The sequence below is a fragment of the Devosia sp. P3_B2 genome, from assembly GCF_056402875.1.
The window spans coordinates 22,866-48,096 of the sequence record NZ_JBFUGO010000010.1 but is presented as its reverse complement, the minus strand read 5'-3'; the positions used below and the strand labels follow the sequence as shown (position 1 = coordinate 48,096).

Below are 25,231 nucleotides of genomic sequence, written 5' to 3'. Positions count from 1 at the left end.
TATGGCTAATCTTGGTTGTTCAGATGCCGCCAAGCAAAGGCGGGAGCGCTAGTTGTCTCCCTCCTCCTCGCGGCGCTGTTCGCGGCGGCTCGACCAGAAATCGAGGCGCTTGATCACCTCGCGTTCGAAGCCGCGTTCGTTCGGCTGGTAGAACTCCGGCCGCCTGTCACCGGCGAGTTCGTCCGGGAAGAACTCTTGGCCGGAATAAGCATCCGGATAGTCGTGGTCGTAGCGGTAGCCCTTGTTGTAGCCGAGCTCCTTCATGAGCTTGGTCGGGGCGTTGAGGATGTGCTTGGGCGGCGGCAGCGAACCGGTCTGCTGGGCCAGCGCCTTGGCGTTGGCAAAGCCGACCATGGCGGCGTTGGACTTGGGTGCGGTCGCGACATAGGCGATGGCCTGCGCCATGAACAGCTCGCCCTCGGGGAAGCCGGTGCGCTCGAAGGCGTTCCAGGCGGTGATCACCTGCACCATCGCCTGCGGGTCGGCCATGCCGACATCCTCGGACGCGGCGCAGGCGAGGCGGCGGAAGATGGTGTCGGGGTGCTCGCCGCCGACCAGCATGCGCTGTGCCCAATACATGGCGGCCTGCACATCGGAGCCGCGCAGGCTCTTATGGAAGCAGCTGAGCAGGTTGTAGTGCTCCTCCTGCCCCTTGTCGTAGACCGGGGCGCGCTTCTGGACCGTTTCGGCGAGCGCGGCGACGTCGAGCATCGCGTCCTCGGGGAGTGCGAACAGCTCTTCGGCAAGGCCGATCAGGTAGCGGCCATCGCCATCGGCCATCTCCAGCAAAGCGTCGCGGGCTTCGGCGGTGATCGGGAGTTTGCGGCCGACATGCGCCTCGGCGCGTTCGGCGAGGATGGCGAGGTCGGGCTTTTCGAACCGGCGGAGGGTGTAGACTTTGGCGCGCGAGAGGAGCGCTGCGACCATCGAGAAACTGGGGTTCTCGGTGGTGGCGCCGATGAGGATGACGGTGCCATCCTCGACGTGGGGCAGGAGCGCGTCCTGCGTGGTGCGGTTGAAGCGGTGGAGTTCGTCTACGAACATTACCGTCTGTCGGCCTGCCCCGAGGCGCAGCGCCTTGGCGTCGGCGATGACCTTGCGGAGGTCGGCTACGCCCGAGAGCACTGCCGACAGCTGCACGAAGTCGAGCCCGACCTCTTTGGCGACCAACCGCGCAATCGTCGTCTTGCCGACCCCGGGTGGGCCCCAGAGGATGAACGACGAGACGCGGCTGGCGCTGACCATGCGGCCGATCGGGCCGTTGGGTCCGAGCAGATGATCCTGCCCGATGACGTCGGCGAGCCGCTGCGGCCTCAGGGCCTCGGCGAGCGGACGCGGCGCGGCATCATCGAACAGCGAAAGCATCAACCACTCACCTCAGCCCGGACGATCCGGCCACCCCGCTGTAGCACAACGCGCCAACTCTGCGGACGATCGTTGGCCAGCTTGGCGAAGCTCTCGGCGCTGTCGGTCGGGTCGCCGTTGAGGCTGAGGATCAGGTCCCCGGCCCTGAGGCCCATGTCGTCAGCCGGGGAGCCGGACTCGACACCGCGGACCAAAACCGCGTGGGTATCGTAGGGCAGCCCCAGTTCCTGCGCCACGGCGGGCGTAACGGTTTCGACCGACGTGCCGGAGAAGCGCGTGTTACCGGAGACCGACACCGGCTTGCTGGCGCCCGGAGGGGCTTCCAGCGTGATGATCTTGTCCTCGGTCTTGCCGCTGCGGAAGTACTGCAGGTCCGCGGTGGCGCCGACCGGCTTGGTGGCGAGGCGGAAATCGAAGGCGCTGGGCTGCTCGATGTTGAAACCATCGACGGAGAGGATGACGTCGCCATCGGCGAAGCCGGCCTTCTCGGCGGGACCGCCCGGCGCGAGTTCGCTGATCAGCGCGCCGCGGGCCTGGCCAAGGCCGAGGCTGTCGGCGAGATCGGCGGTCACCGGCTGCATGCGGGCGCCAAACCATGGGCGGACCAGCGCGCCGCCGGAGATGCCGGTCTCGGCCACGAGCTTCGCCATATTGGCGGGGATGGCGAAGCCGATGCCGACCGAGCCGCCGGAGCGGGAGACGATCGCGGTGTTGACGCCCACGAGATGGCCCTGCAGATCGACCAGCGCACCGCCGGAATTGCCGGGGTTGATGGCGGCATCGGTCTGGATGAAGAACTCGTAGTTCGAGCTTTCGACGCCGGTCCGCGCCAGCGCCGAAACGATGCCCGAGGTGACGGTCTGGCCGACGCCGAACGGGTTGCCGATGGCCAGCACCAGGTCGCCGACTTCGAGCTGATCGGAATCGGCGAAGGTCAGCGCCGGGAAGGTAGTGCCCTTGGCATCCTTCACCTTCAGCACGGCGAGATCGGTTTTGGGGTCGTCGAGCGCCAGGTCAACGGCGTACTCGTGCCCATCGTTGGTGGAGATGCGGATGTCGGTGGCGCCTTCGATCACGTGGTGGTTGGTGAGAATGACGCCGGCGCCATCGACGATGACGCCCGAGCCCAGCGATTGCGATTTCTGCGGGCGGCTGTCCATGAACGGGCTGTCGCCGCCGAAGAACTGCGAAAAGAATGGGTCGTTGAGGAACGGTGACGTCGCCTGCTGACTTATGGTCGTGGCGTAGACATTGACCACGGAGGGCGTCACCGACTTGACCACCGGCGCGAAGCTCAGTTGCATCTCGGTCCGGGTGGCTGGCACAGCCCTCGTCTCCGGCGCTGCCGTCTCAGCGGCCTGGGCAGCGATCGCGACCGGCGCTGATGGCGTCGTTCGACTCGAAATCTCCGCATACCCGAACACCAGTGCGGCACCGGCGGCGACCCCGCCGAGCGCCATGATCCAACCCTGTTTCGACATCGTCACATCCTCAGGCGATACCGCGCGGACAACGCGCTGCGATGACCCGACAAACGCCGCGAATCTGGCGCCTTTTAGGTGCTGGGCTTACGGATTGGTAATCCCTGAAATATGACGTTGCCCAGTGGGTCAATCGACCCTATATGCAGCGCTCACTTTTCGCCCCTCGAGGACTTTCTCGTACAAGACCCCTGAAAGGTTAGCCGCCCAATGACTGAGCCGACCACGGTCTACGCCAACACGTCGCAGCTTATCGCCAGCGAAGAGCCGGATTTTCCGAGCTTCCTGTTCTGCTCCAAGGAGCTGCACCGGGCGACCAAGGTGTTCAAGAAGGGCTTCGACGGCCTCTTGACCTACGCGGTCAAGTGCAACCCGTCGCCGCACATCATCAAGCAACTGCACGAAGAGGGCCTGAAGGCCTTCGACGTCGCCTCCAACATGGAGATGGAGCTGGTGCGCGACTACGCCCCCGGCGCGGTGATGCACTACAACAACCCGATCAAGAACAAGCGCGAGATCGAGCGCGCCTACGAGGAGTTCGGCGTCCGCTCTTTCACCATCGACCACCCGCAGCAGCTCGACCAGCTGGCCGCGGTGGTGTCGCCCTCGCGCGACATCGAGGTGACCACCCGCTTCAAGGCCGGCAAGGCGCTGAAGTCGTACGATTTCGGCATCAAGTTCGGCGTCATGCAGGACGGCGCTGCCGAGATCGTCAGCCTCGTGGACCAGATGGGCTATACCCCGTCGCTGTGCTTCCACGTCGGCAGCCAGTGCGAGGACGCCTACGCCTACGAGCGGCACATCGCGGCCGCGGCGAAGATCTGCGAAGAGTCGGGCATCGAGCTGAAGCGCCTCAACATCGGCGGCGGCTACCCGGCCCCCTACCCGACCTCCGAAGCGCCGCCGATGGACTATTATTTCGAGACCATCTCGCAGGCGGTGAAGGACAACTTCGGCAAGTCGAAGCCCGAGCTGATCATCGAGCCCGGCCGCGCGCTGGTGACCTCGTCCACCTCCCTGCTGCTGCGCGTAAAGCATCAGCGCGGCGGCCAGTCGGTGTACCTGAATGACGGCGCCTACGGCTCGCTGATGGAAGTGAAGTTCATGCACTTCACCCCGCCGGTGCGCGTCTGGCGCGGTCCGCGTCTGCACGACAACGACCAGGAATTTTCCGAGTTCACCGTCTGGGGCCCGACCTGCGACAGCTACGACGTGCTGCCCCAGGTGTTCACGCTCCCGTCGGACATCGACGAGGACGACTGGGTGGAGTTCGGCCTGATGGGTGCCTACACCCAGGCCTCGCTGACCCCGTTCAACGGCTTCTGGCGTCGCGACCAGTACTGGGTGGACGAAGTCTACACCGGCAAGGACATGCAGCCGGAGTAAGGCTCCGGTATCGACAAAGTGGCGAGGCCCGGTGAGCGCCAGCTCCCGGGCCTTTTGTCTGTTCCAGAGATCCTCTGTTCACCGCCCCGCGACTGGCATATCCTGGCGCCAGCAACCCAAAACGAGGTGGCGAAGATGCCTGGTGGGGTGGTCTTGGGACTGGTGGTGCTTCTGGGCTTTGTAGCTTGGGGCGCAGTGCTGTTCTGGCGGGGTCGTATCGTCGACCGCGTGGCCGAGCACGAGCTGCGTCACGAGACGCGGCACGAGCGGCGGCGGCTGCATCACAAAGGCTAGAGCAGCTTCTCGATAGGACCGGCGAGGTTGGCCGGCTCCACAGCCGATGCGAAGCGTTGCACCTGCTTGCCGCTGCGATCGACGAGGAACTTGGTGAAGTTCCAGGCCACCTTCTGCAGCCCGAGCAGCCCTGGCGCCTTGCGCTTCAGCCACTTGTAGAGCGGGAGCGCATCGTGCCCGTTTACGTCGGATTTGGCGAAGAGCGGGAAGGTGACGTTGTAGTTGAGATCACAGAACGCCGCGATCTCGCTCTCGGTGCCCGGCTCCTGGTCACCAAACTGGTTGCACGGAAAGCCGAGGATGACGAGGCCGCGATCCCTGTAGGTTTCGTAGAGCTTCTCGAGACCGGCATATTGCGGAGTGAAGCCGCACTTGCTGGCGACGTTGACCACCATGACGACCTTGTCGCGATAGGCAGACAATGGCTGCTCGGCCCCGCCGAGCAGCGGAGCGGAAAAATCGTAAAGCACGGTCACGGTAATACTCCGGGGAAGAGCGGCAACGCCCCTGCCCTAATCCTCGCGTATGGTCGCGTCCAGTCGCTTTTCCGTTAGTTTTCTTACGGCTTCCTCATGTACCGGCGGACCAGCTAAGCTTGAGGTGGAGGCTCACATGCGCCGCGGCGATGGCGCGCTCCACAGCGACGATTGCCGCGGAATCACTCATCTTTCAGCAGGTGACCGTCCAGCCCCTTGCCTTTGCGCGCGGCCTCTGCCGTATCGCGCTGCTTGTCGGCCTTGGTGCGCCCGAACTTGGCGCGGTTCTCGGACGCAGTCTGCTCTTTCGCCAGCCGAGCCTTGGCCTTGCGCGCTTTGGAGAGGGAAATGATCTCGGCCATTGCATGCTCCCGTCGGCTCAGCTTGGGCGCGGCAGCGCCAGATAGACACTGTCGCACCATTCGTCGCCGAGGAGGAAGGTGTTCTTGGCTTCGCCGGTCCTGGCAAAGCCGAGCTTCTCCAGCACCCGGAGTGATGCGACATTCCGCGGGTCCACATCGGCCAACAACTGGTCGGTCAGCTTGCTCGAGAATACGTGGTCGATGAAGGCGGCCGACGCTTCGGTGGCTATCCCCTGGCCCCAGTACTCTGGGTGGATCATGAAGCCGAAATCCGGCAGGCGTCCGGCGCCTACGTCGCCAATGATGCGGCCGTCGAACTCGATGGCAAAATCCTCGCCTCCCGCTGCCGTCCGCTCGATCTTCTGATTGAGCCAGCTGCGGGTGACTTCACGGTCGGCGTGTGGAAGCGTCGACCAGTAGCGCATGCCCCGAGCATCCGACATGATCCAGAAGAAGGCATCCAGATCGTCGGGCCGTGGGCGGCGCAGCACCAGCCGCGCCGTGCGGATTTCCATCAGACCAGCCGGCTCTGTTCCTTCGCCGCTTCGATGAAGCTGGCAAAGAGCGGGTGCGGCTCGAAGGGCTTTGACTTCAGTTCCGGGTGGAACTGCACGCCGATGAACCACGGGTGATCGGTCCGCTCGACGATCTCCGGCAGCTTGCCGTCGGGCGAGACGCCGGAGAACAGCAGGCCATTGGCCTCGAGCACCTTGCGGTAGTTCATGTTCACTTCATAGCGGTGGCGGTGCCGCTCGGTGATCCGGGTCGAGCCGTAGATATCGGCCACGCGAGATCCCTTGGCGAGCTGGGCCGGATAGGAGCCGAGCCGCATGGTGCCACCGAGATCAGTTTCCGCGGTCCGCGTAACCTGCTCGTTACCCTTGACCCATTCGGTCATGATGCCGACGATCGGTTCCTTGGTCGGGCCGAACTCGGTGGAATTGGCGTTCTTGATGCCGGCGGTGTTCCGCGCAGCTTCGATGCACGCCATCTGCATGCCGAAGCAGATGCCGAAATACGGAACGTCCTTGAGGCGCGCGAAACGGGCCGCCTGGATCTTGCCGGCTGAACCGCGCTCGCCGAACCCACCCGGCACCAGGATGCCGTGGATGTGCTCGAGATAGGGCGCCGGGTCCTCGTGCTCGAAGATCTCGGAGTCGATCCAGTTGAGATTGACCTTCACGCGATTGGCGATCCCGCCATGCACTAACGCTTCGCTGAGCGATTTGTAGGCGTCCTTGAGACCGGTGTACTTGCCCACGATGGCGATGTTGACCTCGCCCTCCGGATTGTGGAGGCGGGACGACACATCTTCCCAGGCCTGCAGATCGGGCGCCGGCGCGTCCTCGATGCCAAAGGCAGCGAGCACTTCGCGATCGAGGCCTTCCTTGTGGTAGGCTAGCGGCACGTCGTAGATCGAGGCGACGTCGAGGCCCTGGATCACGGCGCTTTCGCGCACATTGCAGAACAGCGCGAGTTTCTTGCGCTCCGACTGCGGAATCGGCCGGTCGCAGCGGATCAGCAGGATGTCCGGCGCGATGCCGATCGAGCGCAGCGTCGCGACGGAGTGCTGGGTCGGCTTGGTTTTCAGTTCACCGGCGGACGGGATGAACGGCATCAGCGTCAGGTGGACGTAGATGGCGTGGCCGCGCGGCAGGTCGTTGCCGAACTGGCGGATCGCCTCGAAGAACGGCAGGCCCTCGATGTCGCCGACGGTGCCGCCGACTTCGACGAGCACGAAGTCGAAGTCCTCGTTGCCCTCACGGATGAAGTCCTTGATGGCGTCGGTGACGTGAGGGATGACCTGCACGGTGGCACCGAGATAGTCGCCGCGGCGTTCCTTGGCGATGATGTCGGAGTAGATCCGGCCGGTGGTGATGTTGTCGCGCTTGTTGGCGTGGCGGCCGGTGAAGCGCTCGTAGTGGCCGAGATCGAGGTCGGTTTCCGCGCCGTCGTCGGTGACGAACACCTCGCCGTGCTGGGTGGGCGACATCGTGCCCGGATCGACGTTGAGGTAAGGGTCGAGTTTCCTCAGGCGGACTTTATAGCCACGAGCCTGCAAAACCGCGCCGAGAGCCGCGGAAGCGAGGCCTTTACCCAATGAGGAAACCACGCCGCCGGTGATGAAAACGTACCGTGCCATGGGCTTTTACCTTAAGCGGTCGAAATTCTGATTCTCAAGGGCGATCCCGATCAATGTCGGCATGGCCCCACACAAAAAGAAGAAGGGGATGTTGCCATCCCCTTCTTTGGTTCGCTGTCGCGGCGGCCTCAGTTGGCGGGCGCCGCTGGTTGTTCTGTCGTTGCCGGCGTCTCGGTTGCCGGAGCCGTTTCCGTCGGCACAGGCAGATCGGATCCGGTGGCCGGGGCGGTCGTCGTGCCCTCGGTCGTCGTCGACGGAGTGGTCGTCGTCGCGGGCGCAGTGGTAGTGCCACCGGCCGGGACCGGCAGGTCGCCCTGCGTCTGCTGCTGCATCTGCTGGATGGCGTCGAGCACGGTCGTCGGCGTCTCACCGCCTTGGCTGGCGCGATCGAGGATCGAACTGGTGCCACGGTCCACCGAGGAGAGCACGGTGAGCGCGATCGCCGAAGCGAAGAACAGCGCGGCAAGGATCGCCGTGGTGCGGGTCAGCAGATTCGCCGAGCCGCGAACGGAGATCAGGCCGTTGGAATTCGAACCCATGCCGAGCCCGCCGCCCTCGGACCGCTGCAGCAGGATGACTGCAATCAGCGCGAGCACGATCAGGAGATAGGCGACGATCAGGACGTTGGCCATTGGACCTTCAGGCTTTCGATATCGGGTTGGCGCGCCTTCTACACGCGCGCCAAGACAAATGCCAGCGCCATCCGCCGCCTTTCTATCGGCGCCGGATGCCGGTTCTAGACAGCGGAGATAATGGCGTGGAAGTCGTTTGCCAAGAGGCTGGCGCCGCCGACCAACCCGCCATTGACGTTCGAGATGCGCAGGATCTCGCTGGCGTTCGACGGTTTCATTGAGCCGCCATAGAGGATGCGGGTCGCGGCCCCGTGCTCGCCGAAGCGGGTTACCAGGCGGGTGCGGATGGCGTCGTGCATCTCCGCGATGTCAGCTGAGCTGGGCGTGCGGCCGGTACCGATGGCCCAGACCGGCTCATAGGCGACGACGATCTGATGCCCCGCCCAATCGTCGGGAATGGACCCGGCGAGCTGGGCCGCGACGACGCTCTCCGCCTCGCCGGCATCGCGCTGGGCCTCGGTTTCGCCTACGCAGATGATCGGCACCAGCCCCGCTGCATGGGCAGCCAGTGCCTTGAGCCGCACCAGCTCATCGGTTTCGCCATGGTTGGTCCGGCGCTCGGAGTGCCCGACGATGACATATTGCGCCCCCGCATCGGAGAGCATCTGGGCACTGACATCGCCAGTATGGGCGCCGCTGGCAGCCGGGTGACAATCCTGACCGCCGGTGACGATGCCTGCCGGAGAGGCCAGTTCGTTGAGCCGTTCGAGGAGCGTTGACGGCGGGCAGATCACCACGGTGCAGCGCGGGCCGCCGCCCTGTGTCAGGAGGCTCGCGAGCTTCTGCACCTCGCCCAGTGAGGCGGTGGTGCCATTCATCTTCCAGTTGCCCGCGATCAGCGGCGTGATCTCTGCCGTCACCTTGACGCTCCTTCTACTTGCCTATTGTGGGAGTTTCCCATAACCCCCGTTCCATGTGCCTTGCGGCACAAACTCGACCCTGTCTAGTATCCGCCGCCCGCCGGGGAGGCGGCTGTTGTTGGATTTGTCTCGATGCTCGATAGCTTTCGCCACCTGACCAAGACCTGGTTCGGCAAGATTCTTGGTGCTTTTCTGATCGTCGGCCTGGCGGGGTTCGGTATTTCGAACGTCATCACCGGCTTTGGATCGAACACCGTCGCCACCGTCGCGGGACAGGACATTTCGGTCCGCGACTACCAGCGCGCCTATGACACGCAGCTCAACGCGGTCTCCCAGCAGATTGGCAGGGTGCCGACGGCCGAGGAGGCCGTGACGTTCGGCGTGCCGGGCATGGTGCTGGATCGGCTGGCCGGTGAAGCCGCCATCAACAAGTTCGGCGAGGATATGGGGCTCGGAGTATCCGACGACCGTCTTGGCAAGATGCTGCGCGAAGACCCGAGCTTTTCGAGCACGCTGGGCGCCTTCGACCGCAACAATTTCCTGCGCGTCCTGCAGCAGAACGGCCTTACCGAAGCTGAGTATTTCGACCTCCAGACCAAGGCATCGCGGCGCCAGCAACTGGCAAGCGGCCTGTTCGCGGGTTCACCCTCGCCGGCCGCGGCGACTGAGCTCTTGACGCGATTTTCGTCCGACACGCGAACCGTCGACTATTTTGTGCTGAACGCCCAGGCCCTTCCCCCAGTTGCCGAGCCGACTGAAGAAGAGCTGGCGACCTACCTCAAGGACCACCAGGCCGACTTCCGTACCAAGGCGACCCGCACCGTGGAACTGCTGGCGCTGTCGCCCGATGCAATCGCCGCCACCAAGAAGATCACGGACGAAGAGGTCGCCGCCGAATACGAGCGCACCAAGGACAGCCGGGTGAAGATCGAGCGCCGCACCATCAAGCAGGTCGCGCTGACGACGCCCGAACTCGAGAAAGCCTTTACCGACGGCAAGGCTGCCGGCACGCCATTCGCCGACATCCTCACCGCGACCGGCGCCACCGCGCAGGATCTGGGCACCCTCAGCAAGAATGAGGTTACGGACACCAGCCTCGCTGACGCGGCGTTTGGGCTCGCGCTCAACGATTTCGTGATCATCGAGGGCATCGGTTCGAAGCGCGCCATCACCGTTTCGGCCATCGAGCCGGGCGGCGCGATCAGCCTCGAGGACTCGAAGGCCGAGATCGCCAAACAACTGGCACTGACCCAGGCTCGCAATGAGTACGCGGACATCCTGGACCAGATCGAGGAGCTGAGGGCCGCCTTCAAACCGCTCCCCGAGATTGCTGCTCGCTTCGGGCTGAACACCTTCAGCGTCCCGCTGACCGAAGGCGGCGCTGAACTGGCCACCAGCCCCGATATCCCGCCCGAGGATGCGACCCGCATCGCCGACGCCGTGTTCAAGGCCGAACTGGGCGACCTCGCTCCGACCATCCAGCTGAGCTCCAACCGCAATGTCTGGTTCGACCTGAAGAAGGTAGACGATGCGCGCGACCAGACGCTGGCCGAAGTGCACGATGCCGTGGCTACCGCCTGGACCAACGCCAAGACCGACGAGGCGCTCGTCGCTGAAGTTGCCAAGCTGACGGACCAGCTGAAGGCGGGCACGCCGTTTGCCGACGTGGCCACGGGCATCGGCCAGTTCCCGATCCTCAGCCAGCCGCTGAAGCGTTCGGGCGACGGAACCTCGGTGCTGAACCAGACCGTTGCCAACGAGATCTTCAACGGCGGGCCGACGCATTTCGGCTCGGCCATCAACGGCGACGGCGACCACGTGGTGTTCCAGGTGGTCGAAGTGAATGCCGGCGTCGCCGAGGCCCCGGCCGACATCAAGAAGTATGTCGAGGAGTCGGGACGCGACGCCCTGTACGCCGACTTCCTGACCGGGTTGAAGTCCGAGGCCGGCATGCGGATCAACGATCAGGTGCTCAGGCAGCTTACCGACACCGGCGCCCTGAAATGACCACTGACGACCAGTTTGGGGCCTTCGCTTCCGGCTACGACGCTGGTCGCGCTCAGATCGTCTTCCGCCGCGTCGTGGCGGATCTGGAGACGCCGATCGGCGCCTACCTGAAGCTCGCCGAGGGGCGGAAGAATACGTTCCTCCTCGAAAGCGTGCAGGACGGCGCGACGGTCGGCCGCTACTCGATGATCGGGTTCGACCCGGACATCATCCTGAAGGTCGAGAAAGGCCAGGCGAGCATCAACCGCAACGCCGGGTTGACGCCGGACGCTTTCGTGCCGGTCAGCGAGCCGCCGCTCGATGTGCTGCGCTCTCTGGTGGCCGAGAGTCAGGCGGAAGTGCCGCCGGGCCTGCCGTCCACTGCAGCCGGCATCTACGGCTATCTCGGCTATGACATGGTGCGCCTTATGGAGGTGCTGCCGGATCGTCACGAGGACCCGCTGGGGTTCCCGGAAGCGATCCTGATGCGACCGACCGTGCTGGCCGTATTCGACACGCTGAAGGACGAGCTCTATCTCACCGCGCCGGTCTACATCCGCCCCGGGGTGACGGCCAAGCAGGCCTGGGAGGGCGCGCAGAGCCGGATCGACGATGCCGTCGGCCGAATGGGGCGCACCCTGCCCTACACCTCGACGCCGCCGGATATCGACTCGATCGCCGTGAAGTCCAACACCTCGGTCGCCGAGTACGCGCGGATGGTCGAGGACGCTAAGGAGTACATCCGGGCCGGCGACATCTTCCAGGTGGTGCTGAGCCAGCGCTTCGAGGCGGAGTTCACGCTGCCGCCGACGGCGCTCTATCGCGCGCTGCGCCGCACCAACCCTTCGCCCTACATGTACATGCTGGATTTCGGCGATTTCGCCGTCGCGGGCTCGAGCCCGGAAATCCTGGTGAAGGTCGAAAACGGCAAGGTCAACATCCGGCCGATCGCCGGCACCCGCAAGCGCGGCGCCACCCCGACGCGCGACAAGGAACTGGCTGACGAACTTCTGAGCGATCCAAAGGAACTGGCCGAACACCTGATGCTGCTGGACCTCGGCCGCAACGATGTCGGCCGGGTCGCCAAGATCGGTAGCGTCGAGGTTACGGACAAGTTCTTCCTCGAGTACTACTCGCACGTCATGCACATCGTCTCGAACGTCGTTGGTGACCTCGACCCGAAGCACGATTTCGTCGACGCGTTGGCTGCAGGCTTCCCGGCGGGCACCGTGTCGGGTGCGCCGAAGGTGCGGGCGATGGAGATCATCGACGAGCTGGAGAAATCGCGCCGCGGCATCTATGGCGGCTGCGTCGGCTACTTCGGTGCAGATGGAACGATGGACACTTGCATCGTGCTGCGCACGGCGATCGTCTCGAACGGCAAGATCTACGTGCAGGCCGGTGCGGGCATCGTCGCCGACAGCAAGGCCGAGCTCGAGCAGCTCGAGTGCGAGAACAAGGCCCGTGCCCTGTTCAGCGCGGCCGAAGAGGCGCTCCGCTACGCCGGCGAAGCGCGGGTGGGCCAATGAGCAATCTACGATGGCGGGGGCAGCTCTGATTCTGACATTTCCGCTTTCGCGGGAATGACCCGGTGTTTTACATAACGTCCGAGCCTGGAACCTGAGACATGCGCCTCCTCGTCATCGATAACTACGACAGCTTCACCTACAACCTCGTCCACTTCCTGGGCGAGTTGGGCGGCGAGTCCGAGGTGTGGCGGAACGACAAGATCACCCTCGATCAAATCGACGCGCTGGCGCCTGAGGCCATCGTGCTGTCACCGGGCCCGGCAACGCCTGACACGGCCGGCATCTGCCTCAGCCTGATCGACCGGTTTGCCCCGACGACACCGATCCTCGGCGTGTGCCTCGGGCACCAGGCGCTTGGCCAGGCGATGGGTGGCGAGGTGATCCGCGCGCCACACCTGATGCATGGCAAGACGTCGAAGATCAATCACAGCGGCAAGGGCCTGTTCCGCGGCCTCAATTCCGGCTTTGAGGCGACGCGCTACCACTCGCTGATCGTCAGGCCGGAAAGCCTGCCCGACGTGCTCGAGGTTACGGCGTCCACCGATGATGGACTGATCATGGGCATGCAGCACCGGCGCTATCCGAGCCACGGCGTGCAGTTCCACCCCGAGAGCATCGCGTCGGAGAACGGGCACGCGATCCTGCAGAATTTCCTCAACATCGCCCGCGACTTCAACCTCAGGAAGGCCGCGTGATGGACATCAAGGGGGCTCTGAACAAGATCGCGTCGCGCCAGGATCTGACAGGCGAAGAGATGCGCTCGGTGATGACCACGATCATGGATGGCGAGGCGACTCCCAGCCAGATCGGCGCGTTCCTGATGGGGATGCGGGTCAAGGGCGAGACGGTAGGCGAGATCGCCGCGGCCGTGTCGATCCTGCGCGACAAGATGGTGCCGGTGGCGGTCGATGCGCCGGACAGCATCATCGACATCGTCGGCACCGGCGGCGACGGCGCAGAAACGCTGAACATCTCGACCGCGACCTCGATCGTCGTGGCGGGCGCGGGCGTTCCGGTGGCCAAGCACGGCAACCGCGCGCTGAGCTCGAGGTCGGGAGCCTCGGATGTGCTGCAGGCGCTCGGGATCAAGACCGATATCGGGCCGGACAAGATCAGCCAGTGCATCCGCGAAGCCAGCATCGGCTTCATGTTCGCGCCGGCGCACCACCCGGCGATGAAGCATGTCGGCCCCACTCGCATGGAGATGGGCACTCGCACCATGTTCAACCTGCTGGGGCCGCAGTCCAACCCGGCCGGTGCTCGGCGCTACATGCTCGGCGTCTACGACAAGAAGTGGGTCGAGCCGGTCGCCGCTGCTCTGCTCGCAAATCGCGCCATCTCAGCCTGGGTCGTGCATGGCGCCGATGGCATCGATGAACTCTCGACCACCGGCCCCAGCTTCGTCGCCTCGATCAAGGGCGGCGACCTTCGCAGTTTCGAGATCACGCCGGAGGACGCAGGCCTGCCGCGCGCCACCATGGCGGACCTGAAGGGCGCCGATCCGGCCTACAACGCGTCGCGCCTGCGCGGGCTGCTGGATGGCGTCAAAGACCCCTACCGCGACATCGTGCTGCTCAACGCCGCTGCCGCCTTCATCGTCGCGGGTCGCGCCGACACGCTGAAGCTGGGTGCCGACCTCGCCGCCCGCGAGATCGACTCCGGCCGCGCCAAGGCCACCCTCGACAAACTCATCTCCGTTTCGAACAGCTGATCCATGTCCGACATCCTCTCGCAGATCGAAGTCTACAAACGTGAGGAGATCGCCGCGGCGAAGACCCTCCGGCCATGGAACGAAGTGGTGGCCGAAGCGCATGACGCGCCGCCGGTCCGCCGTTTCCTCTCGGCGCTGAAGAAGAAGCGCGCCGACAACCAGTTTGCGCTGATCGCCGAGGTGAAGAAGGCCAGCCCATCCAAGGGTCTGATCCGTCCGGACTTCAACCCGGCGGAGATCGCCCGGGCCTACGAATTGGGCGGCGCTTCTTGCCTCTCAGTTCTCACGGATCGTCCGAGCTTCCAGGGTGCTCCGGGCTACCTGATCGAAGCTCGCAACGCCACGAAGCTCCCGGTGCTGCGCAAGGATTTTCTGTTCGAGACCTACCAGGTGGCCGAGAGCCGCGCCTGGGGTGCCGACTGCATCCTCATCATCCTCGCCGCGGTGAGCGACGACACGGCCCGCTACCTGCTCGACGCCGCCGAGGAGTGGCGGATGGACGCGCTGGTGGAAGTGCACGACCAGATCGAGCTCGACCGCGCGCTGGGGCTCAATGCCGAGTTCATCGGGATCAACAACCGGAACCTCCGCACCTTCGAAACCACGCTCAACACCTCGGTGACCCTCGCCGGCGGCGTGCCGCAGGGCGTGCACCTTGTCTCCGAGAGCGGGGTCAACACGCATGCCGATCTGGTGCGGCTCGAGCAGGCGGGCATCGGGACCTTCCTCGTCGGCGAGAGTCTGATGCGGCAGGACGACGTCACTGCCGCGACCATCAAGCTGCTGCGCGGCTGATATGGCGCTCACCCACCTCAACCAGCGGGGGGAAGCGCGTATCGTCGATATCGGCGACAAGGCGGTAACGCGTCGACGGGCCGTTGCGACCGCGCGCCTCGAGGCCAAGCCAGAGACGGTGGCTCTCATCCTCGGTGGTGAGTTGAAGAAGGGCGACGCCCTGGCGGTGGCCCGCGTTGCCGGCATTATGGCGGCCAAGAAGACCTCCGAGCTGATCCCGCTCTGCCACCCGATCCCGCTGACCAAGGTGAGCGTCGAGATCGAGGGCGATGGCCCTGCCCTGCTGATCACCGCAACCGCCGAGACGACGGCGCAGACTGGCGTCGAGATGGAAGCGATGACGGCCGCATCGGTCGCGGCACTGACGCTCTACGACATGGCCAAGTCGCATGACCGCGGTATGCGGATCGCTTCGGTACAGCTGGAGGAAAAGTCGGGCGGTAAGTCGGGTGATTTCCACCGATGATGCCGGTCGACGAGGCCATCGAGCGGATCTTCAAGAAGCTGCCGGTGCTCGGCAGCGAGAGCGTGCCGCTTGCCCGGGCGCATCGCCGGGTGCTGACTCAGCCACTGGTTGCGCGGCACAGCCAGCCGCCTTTCGACGCCAGCGCCATGGATGGCTACGCTGTACGCGCCGCCGAAGTCGTTCCCGGCAGGCCACTGAAGCTCGCAGGCACATCGCAGGCCGGGGCGCGCTTCGTCGGCATGATGGAGCACGGCCAGTGCGTTCGCATCTTCACCGGCGCACCGCTGCCGATCGGCGCCGATGCGGTGATCATGCAGGAAGAAGCGACGGCTAAAGGCAACCAGATCAGCTTCGCGAAGACGCCGCCCGTCGGCCAGAGCGTCCGCAAGCAGGGTTTTGACTTCAAGCGCGGCGCTGAGCTGCTGCCGGCAGGTGTTGCTCTCACCCCGGCCATGCTGAACCTTGCGGCCTCGGCCAACCATCCCAGCCTGACCGTGAACCGGCGCCCGAAGATTGCGGTGCTGGCGACCGGCGACGAATTGGTAGCCCCAGGTGGCGTGCTCGGGCCGGACCAGATCATCGCCTCGAACTCGTATGGACTGATCCCGCTGCTGGCGCCTTGGGCTGACCAGGTGATTGATCTCGGCATCGTCGCCGACGACAGGCCCAAGCTCGAGGCAGCGCTGCTCGGCGCGTTCGACCAGGGTGTCGACATGCTGGTGACCACTGGCGGCGCCAGCGTCGGCGAGCGCGACTATGTGCAGGAAGTGCTGCGTGACCTGGGCGTCGAGCTGGATTTCTGGAAGCTCAGGATGCGTCCTGGCAAGCCGCTGATGTTCGGCACGCGCGGCAAGACGCTGGTGTTCGGACTACCCGGCAATCCAGTGTCGGCGCTGGTGACGGCGACGGTGATCCTGAAGCCGGCGCTGCGCGCCATGACGGGCCACATCGATCCGTTCTGGCCGCGCATCGGCGTACCCACCCTGCTCGGCCTGCCGGCGAACGGCCCGCGCCGCCACTACATGCGCGCTAGTCTCAGCCGTAACGACATCGGGTACATGCAGGTCGAGCCCATCTTCGAGACCGACTCCAGCCACTCGATGTCCTTGGCGCTCGCCGATGCGCTGATCGTGGTGCCCGAGGAATCGCCCGGCGTCCCGCCCGGCGAGATTGTCGATGTCATCCCGCTTAGCTGGGGCTAGCTTATCGGCCGATTGACCGGAACTGTTCCGGCTTGATGCCGAGGGCCTCAAGGTCGCGAGCCCTCGGGCTGCGGCTTTCGTGGGTGGCCGCGGCGGCGGCATTGGCTGCACCAAACAGCGTGAAGAAGTCGCGAAGCAGACTGGATTTGCGGGTCATCGGAAGCGCCTTTCGTTGCCCCTGATGTGGGAAGCGTCGCCTGCCTTCGGCAGAGGGGCCGAGGGCAGGCAAGCCATGCGCATGACGCAGGCATCAGTCCCCGTCGGACGCCACCTCCGCCAACACCTGGCCCTTGCCGCGCACCCTGAGGATCAGCGGCACGATCAGCGCCAGGGCGGCCAGCGTCAGCAGCGTCGCCGAGATCGGCGAGGTGAGCAGCACCATCACGTCGCCCTGCGAGATAGCGAGCGCCCGTCGCAACTGCTGCTCGGCCATCGGACCGAGGATCAGTCCGACGACGACCGGCGCGATCGGGAAGTGGAAAAGGCGAAGGCCGTACCCGAGGAGGCCGAAGGCCAGCAGCATGCCGAGTTCGAACACCGACGGGTTGGCACCGATGGTACCGAGCGTCGCGAACAGCAGGATGCCGGCATAGAGCCACGGTTTCGGGATGGTCAGCAGCTTCACCCACAGCCCGATCAGCGGCAGGTTGAGGACGATCAGCATCAGATTGGCGATCAACAGGCTGGCGATCAGGCCCCAGACCAACTGCGGGTTCGAAGTGAACAGTAGCGGGCCGGGCTGCAGGCCATACTGCTGGAAGCCGGCGAGCATGATCGCCGCGGTCGCCGAGGTCGGCAGGCCCAGGGTCAGCAGCGGCACGAGCGTTCCGGCGGCGGACGCGTTGTTGGCGGCCTCGGGGCCGGCGACGCCTTCGATGGCGCCGTTACCGAACTCCTCGGGGTGCTTGGAGAGCTTCTTTTCGGCGGCGTAGGAAAAGAACGTGCCGATCTCGGCGCCGCCGGCCGGCATGGCGCCAATGGGGAAGCCGATGATCGTGCCGCGCAGCCATGGCTTCCACGAGCGCGACCAGTCCTTGGCGCTCATCCACAGCGAGCCACGCACCGGCTCCACCGTCTCGGGCGCCCGCTTGCCCTGCGCGGCGACGAACAGCGTCTCGCCGATGGCGAACATGGCGACGGCCAGTGTCGTGACTTCGACGCCGTCGAGCAGGTCGGGGATGCCGAAGCTCAGTCGCGCTTGGCCGGTCTGCAGGTCGATGCCGATGATGCCGAGCGTCAGGCCGATGAACAGCGAGGTCAGCCCGCGCAGGGCGGAATCGCCGAAGGCCGCCGACACCGTGACGAAGGCCAGCACCATCAGTGCGAAATACTCACGCGGCCCGAAGGCGAGCGCGAACTTCACCACCCACGGAGCGAGGAACGCCAGCGCAATGGTGGCGATGAGCCCGGCGACGAACGAGCCAATCGCGGCGGTAGCGAGGGCGGGGCCGCCCCTGCCCGCCTTGGCCATCTTGTTGCCCTCGAGCGCCGTGACGATCGAGGCGCTCTCGCCGGGTGTGTTCAGCAGGATCGACGTGGTCGAGCCGCCATACATGCCGCCATAGTAGATGCCGGCGAACATGATCAGCGAGCCGGCCGGATCGAGCTTGTACGTCACCGGCAGCAGCAGCGCGACCGTGGTTGCGGGGCCGATGCCGGGCAGTACGCCGACCGCGGTACCGAGCGTTACACCGACCAGCGCGTACAGCAGGTTGATCGGCTGCACGGCCACTGCGAGGCCCTGCCAGAGCAGCATGAACGTATCCATCAGGCAAAGCTCCGGAAGAAGCCGAGAATGCTGGTAACGACCAGCGTGACGAACTGCACCAGCGTCTGCAGGACACCAGTCAGCGCCGCCTCGAGCGGGCCAGCCGGCAGGGTCAGCGACAACCCGCGGGCAAAGATCAGCCAGACGACGCCGGCGATCAGGATGCCGGCGGGAATGGAGAACCACAGCCGCCGCGCGCCGAAGCCGCGCGCCGTCATCCCGAACAGGATGCCGGTGGCGATCGAGAAGCCGGTGAACTTGATCAGCACCATCTGTGCCACTAGCCCGCCGACGATCCACAGTACCGGCGCGATATCCTGCTCGTCGCGCTCCGGGAAGCTATGCCGATACGCCGCAATGACGGTGGAGACGGCAAGGACGGCGAGACAGAAGGCGATCACATAGGGAATGGTCTGAGGGCCGATGCGGGCGTAGGCGCCGCCGCTGCCCAGCCGCGAGGCATCCCACGCGACCAGCAGCGCGAGAGCCAGCAGACCCGCAGCGATGACCAGCGCCGCCCAGTCCGGGCGGCGCTGCTTGTTTGCCTGAGCCATGGGCTCGATCATTGCACGAGACCGACGTCCTTGAGAATTGCCTCGGTGGAGGCGATCTCGGTGGCCAGCTGGGTCTTGAACGCGTCGGCAGGGAGGTAGGTGTTGTTCCAGCCCTTGGTATCGAGGATCTTCTTCCACGATTCCGAGTTCACCATCTTCTCGATGTCGGCGCCAATGGCAGTCGTCTGCTCGGCACTGAGGCCGGGACCAGCCCACACGCCGCGCCAGTTCTGCACGACGAGATCGACGCCGCCTTCCTTGAAGGTCGGGCCGTTGATGATCGCCACCTTCTCAGGCGCCGATACACCGATGACGCGCAGCGCGCCGGCCTCGACCTGCGACTGGAACTCGCCATAGCCGGAGATGCCGACCGTCACCTGGTTGCCGAGCACTGCGGCGAGCGCTTCACCACCGCCCGAGAAGGCGACGTAGTTCACCAACTTCGGATCAACGCCGACGGTCTTGGCGAACAAGCCCGCCGTGATGTGGTCGGTGCCACCGGCCGAACCACCGGCCCACGACACCGCGCCCGGATCGGCTTTCAGCTTGGCGACAAGATCGGCCAGCGTCTGGATATCGGACGCTGCCGGCACCACGATCACTTCGTACTCGCCGGTCAGCCGCGCGATGGGGGTCACCGCATCGAGCGTCACCGGCGCCTTGTTGGTAAGGATGGCGCCGACCATCACGTAGCCGCCGACGATCAGCTTTGACGGATTGCCATTGGCTTCCTGCACGAACTGAGCCAGCCCGATGGTGCCGCCGGCGCCGGGCACATTGGTAACCTGGACGTTGCCGGAGATGCCTTCGGCAGTCATCGCCTCCTGCATCGAGCGGGCGGTCTGGTCCCAGCCGCCGCCAGGCGCGGCAGGCGCCATGATCGAGTAGTCGGCGGCAAACGCCGCTGTGGGCAGCGCCAGGGCGCCGGCCAGCAGGGCAGTCGCTACGAGATGCTTCATTTGTTGTCCTCCATTGCGGTCGAAGCGTTGCCGACCGGCGTTATCTCAACCTGGGGGGAATGCCCCGCGATGAAACACCGCGGGCTGCCGCGCGGTTGCGGCAGCGCTGATCAAAACTGCGGGGTCCTCCCAGACTCCTCAGCCGGGCGCTCTTACGCCTCGGCTAGCGTGGACCAGACCACACGAAGCTGTCGCGAACCTGTCGCGGCCTATTGGATGCTGAGCGCGTCGTTCCAGCGCCGGATCAGCCGGGCGCGTTTCACCTGGTCGAGATAGACCATCAGCCCGGGGCTCACCGGCACGGGCCGCAACTGGTTGCCGAGCGCCTGCTGCATGGCATTGGCGGTGTTGTCGCCGGTGACGTTGGGGTTGAGCGCGGCGATCTGCAGCTGCTGCGCCATGATCGTCTGCCCCTCGGCCGACATGAAGAACGCCAGGTAGCGGCGGCCGAGATCGGGGTTGGCCGCGGCCTTCGGCACCAGCCCGATGCGGGAGGTGACGATGGTGTAGTCGGCGGGGAGGATGATGCCGAGATCGGGGTTTCGCGCCGCGGCCTCGGCGGCGTAGGAGCCAAGAATGTTGTAGCCGAAGACGAACCGGCCATCGGCCACGCGATCAACGATCGCCGAGGTGGTCGAGTAGAGTTTTACGCCGGCCGCGCCCATGGCCCCGACAAGCGTCCAGAGGTCGGAATACTGCTCCTGGTCGCGCGAAAAGAACATGAAGCCGACGCCGGATCGCTCGATGTCGTAAGTGCCGATCCGGCCGTGGATCGTGTCCGCATTGGCCTTGAGGTACTGGATCAGCTCCGCCCGCGTCGAGGGTGGCTTCGATCCGGCAAAGCTCGGCTTGTGGTAGATGAACACAGCCGGCTCATAGGTCAGCGCGTAGGCCGTGTTGCGCCAGTTGGCCCAGCGCGGCCAACTGGCTGACAGCGGCAGGCTGCTCTCCTGCGCATAACCGTCGTTCGCGAGCTTGACCTGCAGGTCCATCGACGAGGAGAACGCGAAATCTGCGGTGGGCGCACCGGCATCGGTCTCGGCCACCACGCGATCGTAGATGTCGACGGTCTGCAGGTCCTCATAGGCCACTGCGATGTCGCGGTTGGCGGCCTGGAACGCCGCGATCATCGGCCGCGCCAGCGGCTCGTCGAGCGACGAGTAGACCGTGACAGTCCGGTTGCCGACCGCATCGTCGAGCGCCGGATAGACCTTCGCCTCCTGGGCGAAGGTGGGCGTTGCGACGAGGACGAGAATGGCGAGAAGTCGGAGCATTTCCGGACCATGCCCGCTCCCCTGCCCGCTCCACAAGGGCTATGGGCAACGCCGCGCCGTCAAACTACCGTGCGGTCGGGGAGCCAATGATGCGCATCATGGTGGTCGAAGACAACCGGACCCTGGCCGACGGCCTTGCCGTCGTCCTGCGGGTCGCCGGCTACGCGGTGGATGTCGTTCATGACGGCATCTCCGCCGATGCCGTGCTGTCGACGGAAACATTCGATCTCGTCGTGCTCGACCTCAGCCTGCCCGAAATGGACGGGCTCGACGTCCTGCGCCGCATGCGGGCCCGTCGCAACGCCTCCTCCGTACTGATCCTCACCGCTCGCGGCGCCCTCGACGAGCGGGTGCGCGGCCTCGACCTCGGTGCCGACGATTACATGACCAAGCCGTTCGAAGTGTCCGAGCTGGAAGCGCGCATCCGCGTGCTGCTGCGCCGGCAAGCCGGGCTGCACAACTCGAGCATCGCCTTCGGCAGCATCGAGCTCGACACCGTGTCGCGCACCCTCTCGGCGTTTGGGCAGACCCTCGACATGCCGGCGCGCGAACTCAGCGTGCTTGAGACCCTGCTGCGCAAGGCCGGCAAGGTGGTCGCCAAGCAATCGATCATTGAATCGCTGGCCGCCTTCGACGATGACCTCAGCGAGAACGCCGTGGAACAGTACATCTCGCGCCTGCGCCGCCGCCTCGCTCCCTATGCGCTCACCGTGCGGGTCGCCCGCGGCCTCGGCTATTACCTCGATCGGATCGCCGACTGATGGTGCGCCCCTACTCGCTGCGCCGGCGTCTGCTGCTGTGGCTGATGGTTGCGCTAATTGCCGTCGCCACGCTCGCGGTGGTCGATACCTGGCGCGAGGCTAGGGACACCGCAACCTCACTCTCAGACCGCGTCCTCGCCGGCTCCGTCCTCGCCATCGCCGAGCGGGTGATCGTCACCGAGGATGGCGAGCTCGAGGTCGACGTACCCTATGTCGCGTTGGAGATGCTGACTTCGGCGGCGCAGGACCGGGTTTTCTACCGCGTCGACGGTCCGGAGGGCTTCATCACGGGCTACCAGACCCTGCCGACCTCTGATGCAGCGACGGCCGACATCGCCTATTCGGACGCCAGCTTCCGTGGTGAGCCGATCCGCGTGGCGGTGCTGCGACGCGCGGCATCCTCCGGCGTCAGCGCCATCCCGTTCACGGTCACCGTCGCCGAGACCACCATCGCCCGCACGCAGTTGACCCAGACCCTGCTCCTCCGCTCTGCCATTCGCCTTGCGCTGCTCATCCTCTCCGCCGCGGTGATCCTCTGGCTGGCCGTCGGTTTCTCGCTCGCCCCGCTCTACCGCCTCCGCGATGCCATCTCGCGGCGGGCCCTCGATGACCTCAGCCCCATCGAACAGGAGGTTCCCCGCGAGGTGCAGGGCCTAGTCGACACGATCAACTCGTTCATGACGCGGCTGTCGTCAGCTCTCGATGCCCTGCGCCATTTCACCGGCAATGCCAGCCATCAGCTCCGCACGCCGCTCACCATCATCCGCACTCAGTTGGCGCTGGCGCTCCGCGCCGATAGCCCTGCCGCGGCACGGGAGGCGGCCCGCACCGCCGACGCCGCGGTGGTGCACGCCGAGCGCGTCCTCGCGCAACTGCTGCTCCTCGCCAGGATCGACGAGGCTGCGTCCGATCGGCTGCAGTTCCAGGTTGTCGATCTGTTCGAGCTCGCCCGGGAGCGCACAGGCGACTATGTCGTCCGCGCCCATGCCGCCGACATCGATCTTGGCCTCGAGGGCGAAGGACCGGCGCTGGTCCGCGGCGACCCGATGCTGCTCGGTGAACTGCTGAGCAACCTCATCGAGAACGCCATCGCCTATGCTGGACCCGACGCCGAAGCGACGGTTCGCGTCGCCACAGGGGACCGCGTGGTGCTGCTGCAGGTAGCCGACACCGGCAAGGGCGTCGCCGCCGAGCAGTTGGCGGCAGTGCGCAAGCGCTTCAGCCGCGGTAACAGCGACAAGCCCGGAGCTGGCCTCGGGCTGCCCATAGTCGAAGAGATCGCGGGTCTGCTCGGTGGCGAACTGACGGTCGCATCGCAGCCTGGCAAAGGCTTCAGCGTGCAGCTTACCCTACCCGCCGAGCCGCAATAATCCGGCGGTGGCGCGCGTCGACCGATGCGCCGGCACGCGCCAGTGTATCCCGTAGTCAGTGCACGGGGATCATCAGGTGGGCATAGGGAGTGTTGGGCCACATCACATAGGGCTGGGTGTGGTCGGGATGCTCTTCCTTGGGATAGCCGGCCAGCATCTCGTCTGCGACGTTGAAGATCATGACGTGCGGCCCGTCGACCATCCACTCGTGGCCGGCGGGCGGCGCCGTCGCGAACGGATCCATGTTGTCGGGCGCCGACTCGCCCTGCAGCATGTAGCCGAAACCGACCACGCCCTCGGGTGGGTCCTTCTTCTCGCTATATGCCGTCAACCACGCCATGCCTCCGGCGTCGACGCATATTGGATCATTGGTGGGCGAAGCCAGGTTGTCCGGCATGCAGGTAAAGCCGTTCGTTCCCTCCTTGAGCGTCTTCATCTGCATCTGAGCATCGAAGTTCACGACCGTGGCATTCTGGCCCACCGCCACCGGCGCTGCCGACAGCGCGTTGGCGACCAATTCCGCATCGGTCATTTCGGCCGCCACGGTGGGGCTGAGCAATATCCCCAAAATCATTGCGGATATGGCATAACGGCTTGATTTCATAGACATGTTTTCCTCCTCAGAAACAGTCCAGTTCACTGGCCCGTGGAAACGAGCACAGCTCCAGCTGAGAAGGTTGGGTGTGCGGGTTCGACACGCCAATCTCTCGACGGTATGCCCTGGTGGACAGCAGGTCAACGAAACGCAAGGCCCCGACGTCGAGAGGATTTCGCGGCCACTTTCGGCGCGCCAGGGGCGCCATCGTAACGCAATATTCATCGTCCGATTGCAGAACATAACTGGAACACGTATAACACGTTCAGTCTTTGTTCCGATTCTGCTCACGGGGCCGCCATGCTGACGCGCAAGCAACACGAACTTCTGATGTTCATCCACGAGCGGATGAAAGAATCCGGCATCCCACCGTCGTTCGACGAGATGAAGGATGCGCTCGATCTTCGCAGCAAGTCGGGCATCCACCGGCTGATCACTGCGCTCGAGGAGCGCGGCTTCATCCGGCGCCTGCCCAACCGGGCCCGGGCGCTCGAGGTGATCAAACTGCCGGACTCGATGAATCCATCGCTCGGCGGCCGCAAGGCGCGCTTCGAGCCGAGCGTCATCGAGGGCAATCTTGGCCGGGTCGCGACCCCGCCGGCACGCCCAGCGGCTCAGGTGGCCAACGCCGACGCCTACCGCGCGGTCACCGTCCCGGTGATGGGCCGGATCGCCGCCGGCACTCCGATCGAGGCCATCCAGACCCATAGCCATTCCATCATGGTGCCGCCCGAGATGCTCGGTGCGGGTGAACACTATGCTCTGGAAGTGCGCGGCGATTCGATGATCGATGCCGGGATTTTCGATGGCGACACCGTGCTCATCAAGAAGCAGGACGCCGCTTCGACCGGTGAGATCGTCGTCGCCCTCGTAGATGACGAGGAGGCGACGCTGAAGCGGCTGCGCCGTCGCGGCAACTCGGTAGCGCTCGAGGCCGCCAACCCGGCCTACGAAACCCGCATCTTCCCGCCCGACCGGGTGAAGGTGCAGGGCCGCCTGGTTGGCCTGCTCCGCAAATACTGAACTCCTGACCTGCCGCCAATCGGGTCTCCGGGCCGGCTGCCTCAGCCGGCCCTTTTTCTTATGAATCCGGACGCTGCGGTCAACAATTGCACTAGGGCCGGGCTGGCAAAGACGTTACGTTCCGCGCCGCTGGCAGCAAGTGGCGCATCGGATCTGAAGCGCCGCCTGCGAGCGGCTTTCGCGATCATACCAGGAGAGTGGACCACCTTCCCGATTGCGATGTAGCGGCATGGCTTGAT

General features: G+C 65.3%; 25 protein-coding genes. 11 read left to right on the top strand and 14 right to left on the bottom strand.

From position 1 onward, the window contains the following. Positions 1–48: 48 nt before the first annotated feature. Both AC1DV8_RS15100 and AC1DV8_RS15095 read right to left on the bottom strand, forming a co-directional pair. Complete coding sequence (locus AC1DV8_RS15100) at positions 49–1,365, bottom strand: replication-associated recombination protein A (RefSeq protein ID WP_477158036.1); 1,317 nt, start codon at positions 1,363–1,365, stop codon at positions 49–51. Next, on the bottom strand, positions 1,365–2,846 hold the full coding sequence (locus AC1DV8_RS15095; RefSeq protein WP_477149363.1) for a DegQ family serine endoprotease: 1,482 nt from the start codon (positions 2,844–2,846) through the stop codon (positions 1,365–1,367). The genes AC1DV8_RS15100 and AC1DV8_RS15095 overlap by 1 nt, the downstream gene beginning before the upstream one ends. Positions 2,847–3,056: 210 nt before the next feature. Here AC1DV8_RS15095 and AC1DV8_RS15090 point away from each other — a divergent pair, with 210 nt between their 5' ends. After that, positions 3,057–4,232 (top strand): type III PLP-dependent enzyme domain-containing protein, encoded by a 1,176-nt coding sequence (locus AC1DV8_RS15090; RefSeq protein WP_477149364.1) that lies wholly within the window; start codon positions 3,057–3,059, stop codon positions 4,230–4,232. 290 nt (positions 4,233–4,522) lie between these two features. On the opposite strand, the gene AC1DV8_RS15085 is transcribed toward AC1DV8_RS15090, so the two are convergent. From AC1DV8_RS15085 to tpiA, 6 genes are all read right to left on the bottom strand, one after another. Continuing rightward, positions 4,523–5,002 carry a glutathione peroxidase gene (locus tag AC1DV8_RS15085; RefSeq protein WP_477158035.1) on the bottom strand — a complete coding sequence of 160 codons (480 nt, stop codon included), beginning with the start codon at positions 5,000–5,002 and terminating at the stop codon, positions 4,523–4,525. 182 nt (positions 5,003–5,184) lie between these two features. Then, positions 5,185–5,364 (bottom strand): DUF4169 family protein, encoded by a 180-nt coding sequence (locus AC1DV8_RS15080; RefSeq protein WP_477149367.1) that lies wholly within the window; start codon positions 5,362–5,364, stop codon positions 5,185–5,187. Between the two features lie 17 nt (positions 5,365–5,381). Beyond that, positions 5,382–5,879: a GNAT family N-acetyltransferase gene (locus tag AC1DV8_RS15075; protein WP_477158034.1), complete on the bottom strand. Its 498-nt coding sequence runs from the start codon at positions 5,877–5,879 to the stop codon at positions 5,382–5,384. Further along, entirely contained in the window at positions 5,879–7,507 is a 1,629-nt protein-coding gene (locus AC1DV8_RS15070) for a CTP synthase (protein ID WP_477158033.1), read from the bottom strand. The genes AC1DV8_RS15075 and AC1DV8_RS15070 overlap by 1 nt, the downstream gene beginning before the upstream one ends. A gap of 128 nt (positions 7,508–7,635) precedes the next feature. Then, positions 7,636–8,139 carry a preprotein translocase subunit SecG gene (secG, locus tag AC1DV8_RS15065; protein WP_477158032.1) on the bottom strand — a complete coding sequence of 168 codons (504 nt, stop codon included), beginning with the start codon at positions 8,137–8,139 and terminating at the stop codon, positions 7,636–7,638. 104 nt (positions 8,140–8,243) lie between these two features. Further along, positions 8,244–8,999, bottom strand: a complete 756-nt coding sequence (gene tpiA / locus AC1DV8_RS15060; protein ID WP_477158031.1) for a triose-phosphate isomerase — start codon at positions 8,997–8,999, stop codon at positions 8,244–8,246. 132 nt (positions 9,000–9,131) lie between these two features. Here tpiA and AC1DV8_RS15055 point away from each other — a divergent pair, with 132 nt between their 5' ends. The 7 genes from AC1DV8_RS15055 to AC1DV8_RS15025 all read left to right on the top strand — a co-directional run bounded on the left by AC1DV8_RS15055 (position 9,132) and on the right by AC1DV8_RS15025 (position 16,688). Continuing rightward, positions 9,132–11,006: a peptidylprolyl isomerase gene (locus AC1DV8_RS15055; RefSeq protein ID WP_477149372.1), complete on the top strand. Its 1,875-nt coding sequence runs from the start codon at positions 9,132–9,134 to the stop codon at positions 11,004–11,006. Further along, positions 11,003–12,514: an anthranilate synthase component I gene (gene trpE / locus AC1DV8_RS15050; RefSeq protein WP_477149373.1), complete on the top strand. Its 1,512-nt coding sequence runs from the start codon at positions 11,003–11,005 to the stop codon at positions 12,512–12,514. Before AC1DV8_RS15055 ends, trpE begins: the two co-directional genes overlap by 4 nt. A 98-nt stretch (positions 12,515–12,612) precedes the next feature. Next, positions 12,613–13,209, top strand: coding sequence for an anthranilate synthase component II (locus AC1DV8_RS15045; protein ID WP_477149374.1), 597 nt, complete (start codon positions 12,613–12,615; stop codon positions 13,207–13,209). Next, positions 13,206–14,225, top strand: coding sequence for an anthranilate phosphoribosyltransferase (gene trpD / locus AC1DV8_RS15040; protein WP_477149375.1), 1,020 nt, complete (start codon positions 13,206–13,208; stop codon positions 14,223–14,225). The genes AC1DV8_RS15045 and trpD overlap by 4 nt, the downstream gene beginning before the upstream one ends. 3 nt (positions 14,226–14,228) lie before the next feature. Further along, the gene (trpC, locus tag AC1DV8_RS15035; protein WP_477158030.1) at positions 14,229–15,020 is read left to right on the top strand and encodes an indole-3-glycerol phosphate synthase TrpC; all 792 of its coding nucleotides are present in this window, start codon (positions 14,229–14,231) and stop codon (positions 15,018–15,020) included. A 1-nt stretch (position 15,021) separates the two neighbouring features. Continuing rightward, positions 15,022–15,486 carry a cyclic pyranopterin monophosphate synthase MoaC gene (moaC, locus tag AC1DV8_RS15030; RefSeq protein ID WP_477158029.1) on the top strand — a complete coding sequence of 155 codons (465 nt, stop codon included), beginning with the start codon at positions 15,022–15,024 and terminating at the stop codon, positions 15,484–15,486. Next, entirely contained in the window at positions 15,483–16,688 is a 1,206-nt protein-coding gene (locus AC1DV8_RS15025; RefSeq protein WP_477158028.1) for a molybdopterin molybdotransferase MoeA, read from the top strand. The genes moaC and AC1DV8_RS15025 overlap by 4 nt, the downstream gene beginning before the upstream one ends. A 1-nt stretch (position 16,689) precedes the next feature. Here AC1DV8_RS15025 and AC1DV8_RS15020 read toward each other — a convergent pair whose 3' ends face one another. The 5 genes from AC1DV8_RS15020 to AC1DV8_RS15000 all read right to left on the bottom strand — a co-directional run bounded on the left by AC1DV8_RS15020 (position 16,690) and on the right by AC1DV8_RS15000 (position 21,243). Next, positions 16,690–16,845 (bottom strand): hypothetical protein, encoded by a 156-nt coding sequence (locus tag AC1DV8_RS15020; RefSeq protein ID WP_477149379.1) that lies wholly within the window; start codon positions 16,843–16,845, stop codon positions 16,690–16,692. A 93-nt stretch (positions 16,846–16,938) separates the two neighbouring features. Further along, on the bottom strand, positions 16,939–18,456 hold the full coding sequence (locus AC1DV8_RS15015) for a tripartite tricarboxylate transporter permease (RefSeq protein ID WP_477149380.1): 1,518 nt from the start codon (positions 18,454–18,456) through the stop codon (positions 16,939–16,941). Further along, positions 18,456–19,010, bottom strand: coding sequence for a tripartite tricarboxylate transporter TctB family protein (locus AC1DV8_RS15010; RefSeq protein ID WP_477158027.1), 555 nt, complete (start codon positions 19,008–19,010; stop codon positions 18,456–18,458). The genes AC1DV8_RS15015 and AC1DV8_RS15010 overlap by 1 nt, the downstream gene beginning before the upstream one ends. An 8-nt stretch (positions 19,011–19,018) precedes the next feature. Then, entirely contained in the window at positions 19,019–19,969 is a 951-nt protein-coding gene (locus AC1DV8_RS15005) for a Bug family tripartite tricarboxylate transporter substrate binding protein (RefSeq protein ID WP_477158026.1), read from the bottom strand. 209 nt (positions 19,970–20,178) lie between these two features. Next, entirely contained in the window at positions 20,179–21,243 is a 1,065-nt protein-coding gene (locus AC1DV8_RS15000) for an ABC transporter substrate-binding protein (RefSeq protein WP_477158025.1), read from the bottom strand. 89 nt (positions 21,244–21,332) lie between these two features. Between AC1DV8_RS15000 and AC1DV8_RS14995 the strand changes: the two genes are divergently transcribed. Beyond that, the gene (locus tag AC1DV8_RS14995; protein ID WP_477158024.1) at positions 21,333–22,004 is read left to right on the top strand and encodes a response regulator; all 672 of its coding nucleotides are present in this window, start codon (positions 21,333–21,335) and stop codon (positions 22,002–22,004) included. Next, on the top strand, positions 22,004–23,374 hold the full coding sequence (locus AC1DV8_RS14990) for a sensor histidine kinase (protein WP_477158023.1): 1,371 nt from the start codon (positions 22,004–22,006) through the stop codon (positions 23,372–23,374). Before AC1DV8_RS14995 ends, AC1DV8_RS14990 begins: the two co-directional genes overlap by 1 nt. A 55-nt stretch (positions 23,375–23,429) precedes the next feature. On the opposite strand, the gene AC1DV8_RS14985 is transcribed toward AC1DV8_RS14990, so the two are convergent. Then, positions 23,430–23,984: a hypothetical protein gene (locus tag AC1DV8_RS14985; RefSeq protein WP_477149386.1), complete on the bottom strand. Its 555-nt coding sequence runs from the start codon at positions 23,982–23,984 to the stop codon at positions 23,430–23,432. A 285-nt stretch (positions 23,985–24,269) separates the two neighbouring features. On the opposite strand from AC1DV8_RS14985, the gene lexA reads away from it, so the two are divergent. Continuing rightward, the gene (gene lexA, locus AC1DV8_RS14980; RefSeq protein WP_477158022.1) at positions 24,270–24,992 is read left to right on the top strand and encodes a transcriptional repressor LexA; all 723 of its coding nucleotides are present in this window, start codon (positions 24,270–24,272) and stop codon (positions 24,990–24,992) included. The last annotated feature ends 239 nt before the right edge of the window (positions 24,993–25,231 follow it).

Coding starts and splice junctions, on each gene's coding strand:
- moaC (WP_477158029.1), top strand. CDS start 15,022: ATGGCGCTCACCCACCTCAACCAGCGGGGGGAAGCGCGTATCGTCGAT.
- lexA (WP_477158022.1), top strand. CDS start 24,270: ATGCTGACGCGCAAGCAACACGAACTTCTGATGTTCATCCACGAGCGG.
- AC1DV8_RS14985 (WP_477149386.1), bottom strand. CDS start 23,984: ATGTCTATGAAATCAAGCCGTTATGCCATATCCGCAATGATTTTGGGG.
- AC1DV8_RS15080 (WP_477149367.1), bottom strand. CDS start 5,364: ATGGCCGAGATCATTTCCCTCTCCAAAGCGCGCAAGGCCAAGGCTCGG.
- AC1DV8_RS15045 (WP_477149374.1), top strand. CDS start 12,613: ATGCGCCTCCTCGTCATCGATAACTACGACAGCTTCACCTACAACCTC.
- AC1DV8_RS15020 (WP_477149379.1), bottom strand. CDS start 16,845: ATGACCCGCAAATCCAGTCTGCTTCGCGACTTCTTCACGCTGTTTGGT.
- AC1DV8_RS14995 (WP_477158024.1), top strand. CDS start 21,333: ATGCGCATCATGGTGGTCGAAGACAACCGGACCCTGGCCGACGGCCTT.
- AC1DV8_RS14990 (WP_477158023.1), top strand. CDS start 22,004: ATGGTGCGCCCCTACTCGCTGCGCCGGCGTCTGCTGCTGTGGCTGATG.
- AC1DV8_RS15015 (WP_477149380.1), bottom strand. CDS start 18,456: ATGGATACGTTCATGCTGCTCTGGCAGGGCCTCGCAGTGGCCGTGCAG.
- AC1DV8_RS15095 (WP_477149363.1), bottom strand. CDS start 2,846: ATGTCGAAACAGGGTTGGATCATGGCGCTCGGCGGGGTCGCCGCCGGT.
- AC1DV8_RS15055 (WP_477149372.1), top strand. CDS start 9,132: ATGCTCGATAGCTTTCGCCACCTGACCAAGACCTGGTTCGGCAAGATT.
- AC1DV8_RS15025 (WP_477158028.1), top strand. CDS start 15,483: ATGATGCCGGTCGACGAGGCCATCGAGCGGATCTTCAAGAAGCTGCCG.
- AC1DV8_RS15075 (WP_477158034.1), bottom strand. CDS start 5,879: ATGGAAATCCGCACGGCGCGGCTGGTGCTGCGCCGCCCACGGCCCGAC.
- trpE (WP_477149373.1), top strand. CDS start 11,003: ATGACCACTGACGACCAGTTTGGGGCCTTCGCTTCCGGCTACGACGCT.
- AC1DV8_RS15100 (WP_477158036.1), bottom strand. CDS start 1,365: ATGCTTTCGCTGTTCGATGATGCCGCGCCGCGTCCGCTCGCCGAGGCC.
- AC1DV8_RS15010 (WP_477158027.1), bottom strand. CDS start 19,010: ATGGCTCAGGCAAACAAGCAGCGCCGCCCGGACTGGGCGGCGCTGGTC.
- AC1DV8_RS15000 (WP_477158025.1), bottom strand. CDS start 21,243: ATGCTCCGACTTCTCGCCATTCTCGTCCTCGTCGCAACGCCCACCTTC.
- AC1DV8_RS15090 (WP_477149364.1), top strand. CDS start 3,057: ATGACTGAGCCGACCACGGTCTACGCCAACACGTCGCAGCTTATCGCC.
- AC1DV8_RS15070 (WP_477158033.1), bottom strand. CDS start 7,507: ATGGCACGGTACGTTTTCATCACCGGCGGCGTGGTTTCCTCATTGGGT.
- secG (WP_477158032.1), bottom strand. CDS start 8,139: ATGGCCAACGTCCTGATCGTCGCCTATCTCCTGATCGTGCTCGCGCTG.
- AC1DV8_RS15005 (WP_477158026.1), bottom strand. CDS start 19,969: ATGAAGCATCTCGTAGCGACTGCCCTGCTGGCCGGCGCCCTGGCGCTG.
- trpC (WP_477158030.1), top strand. CDS start 14,229: ATGTCCGACATCCTCTCGCAGATCGAAGTCTACAAACGTGAGGAGATC.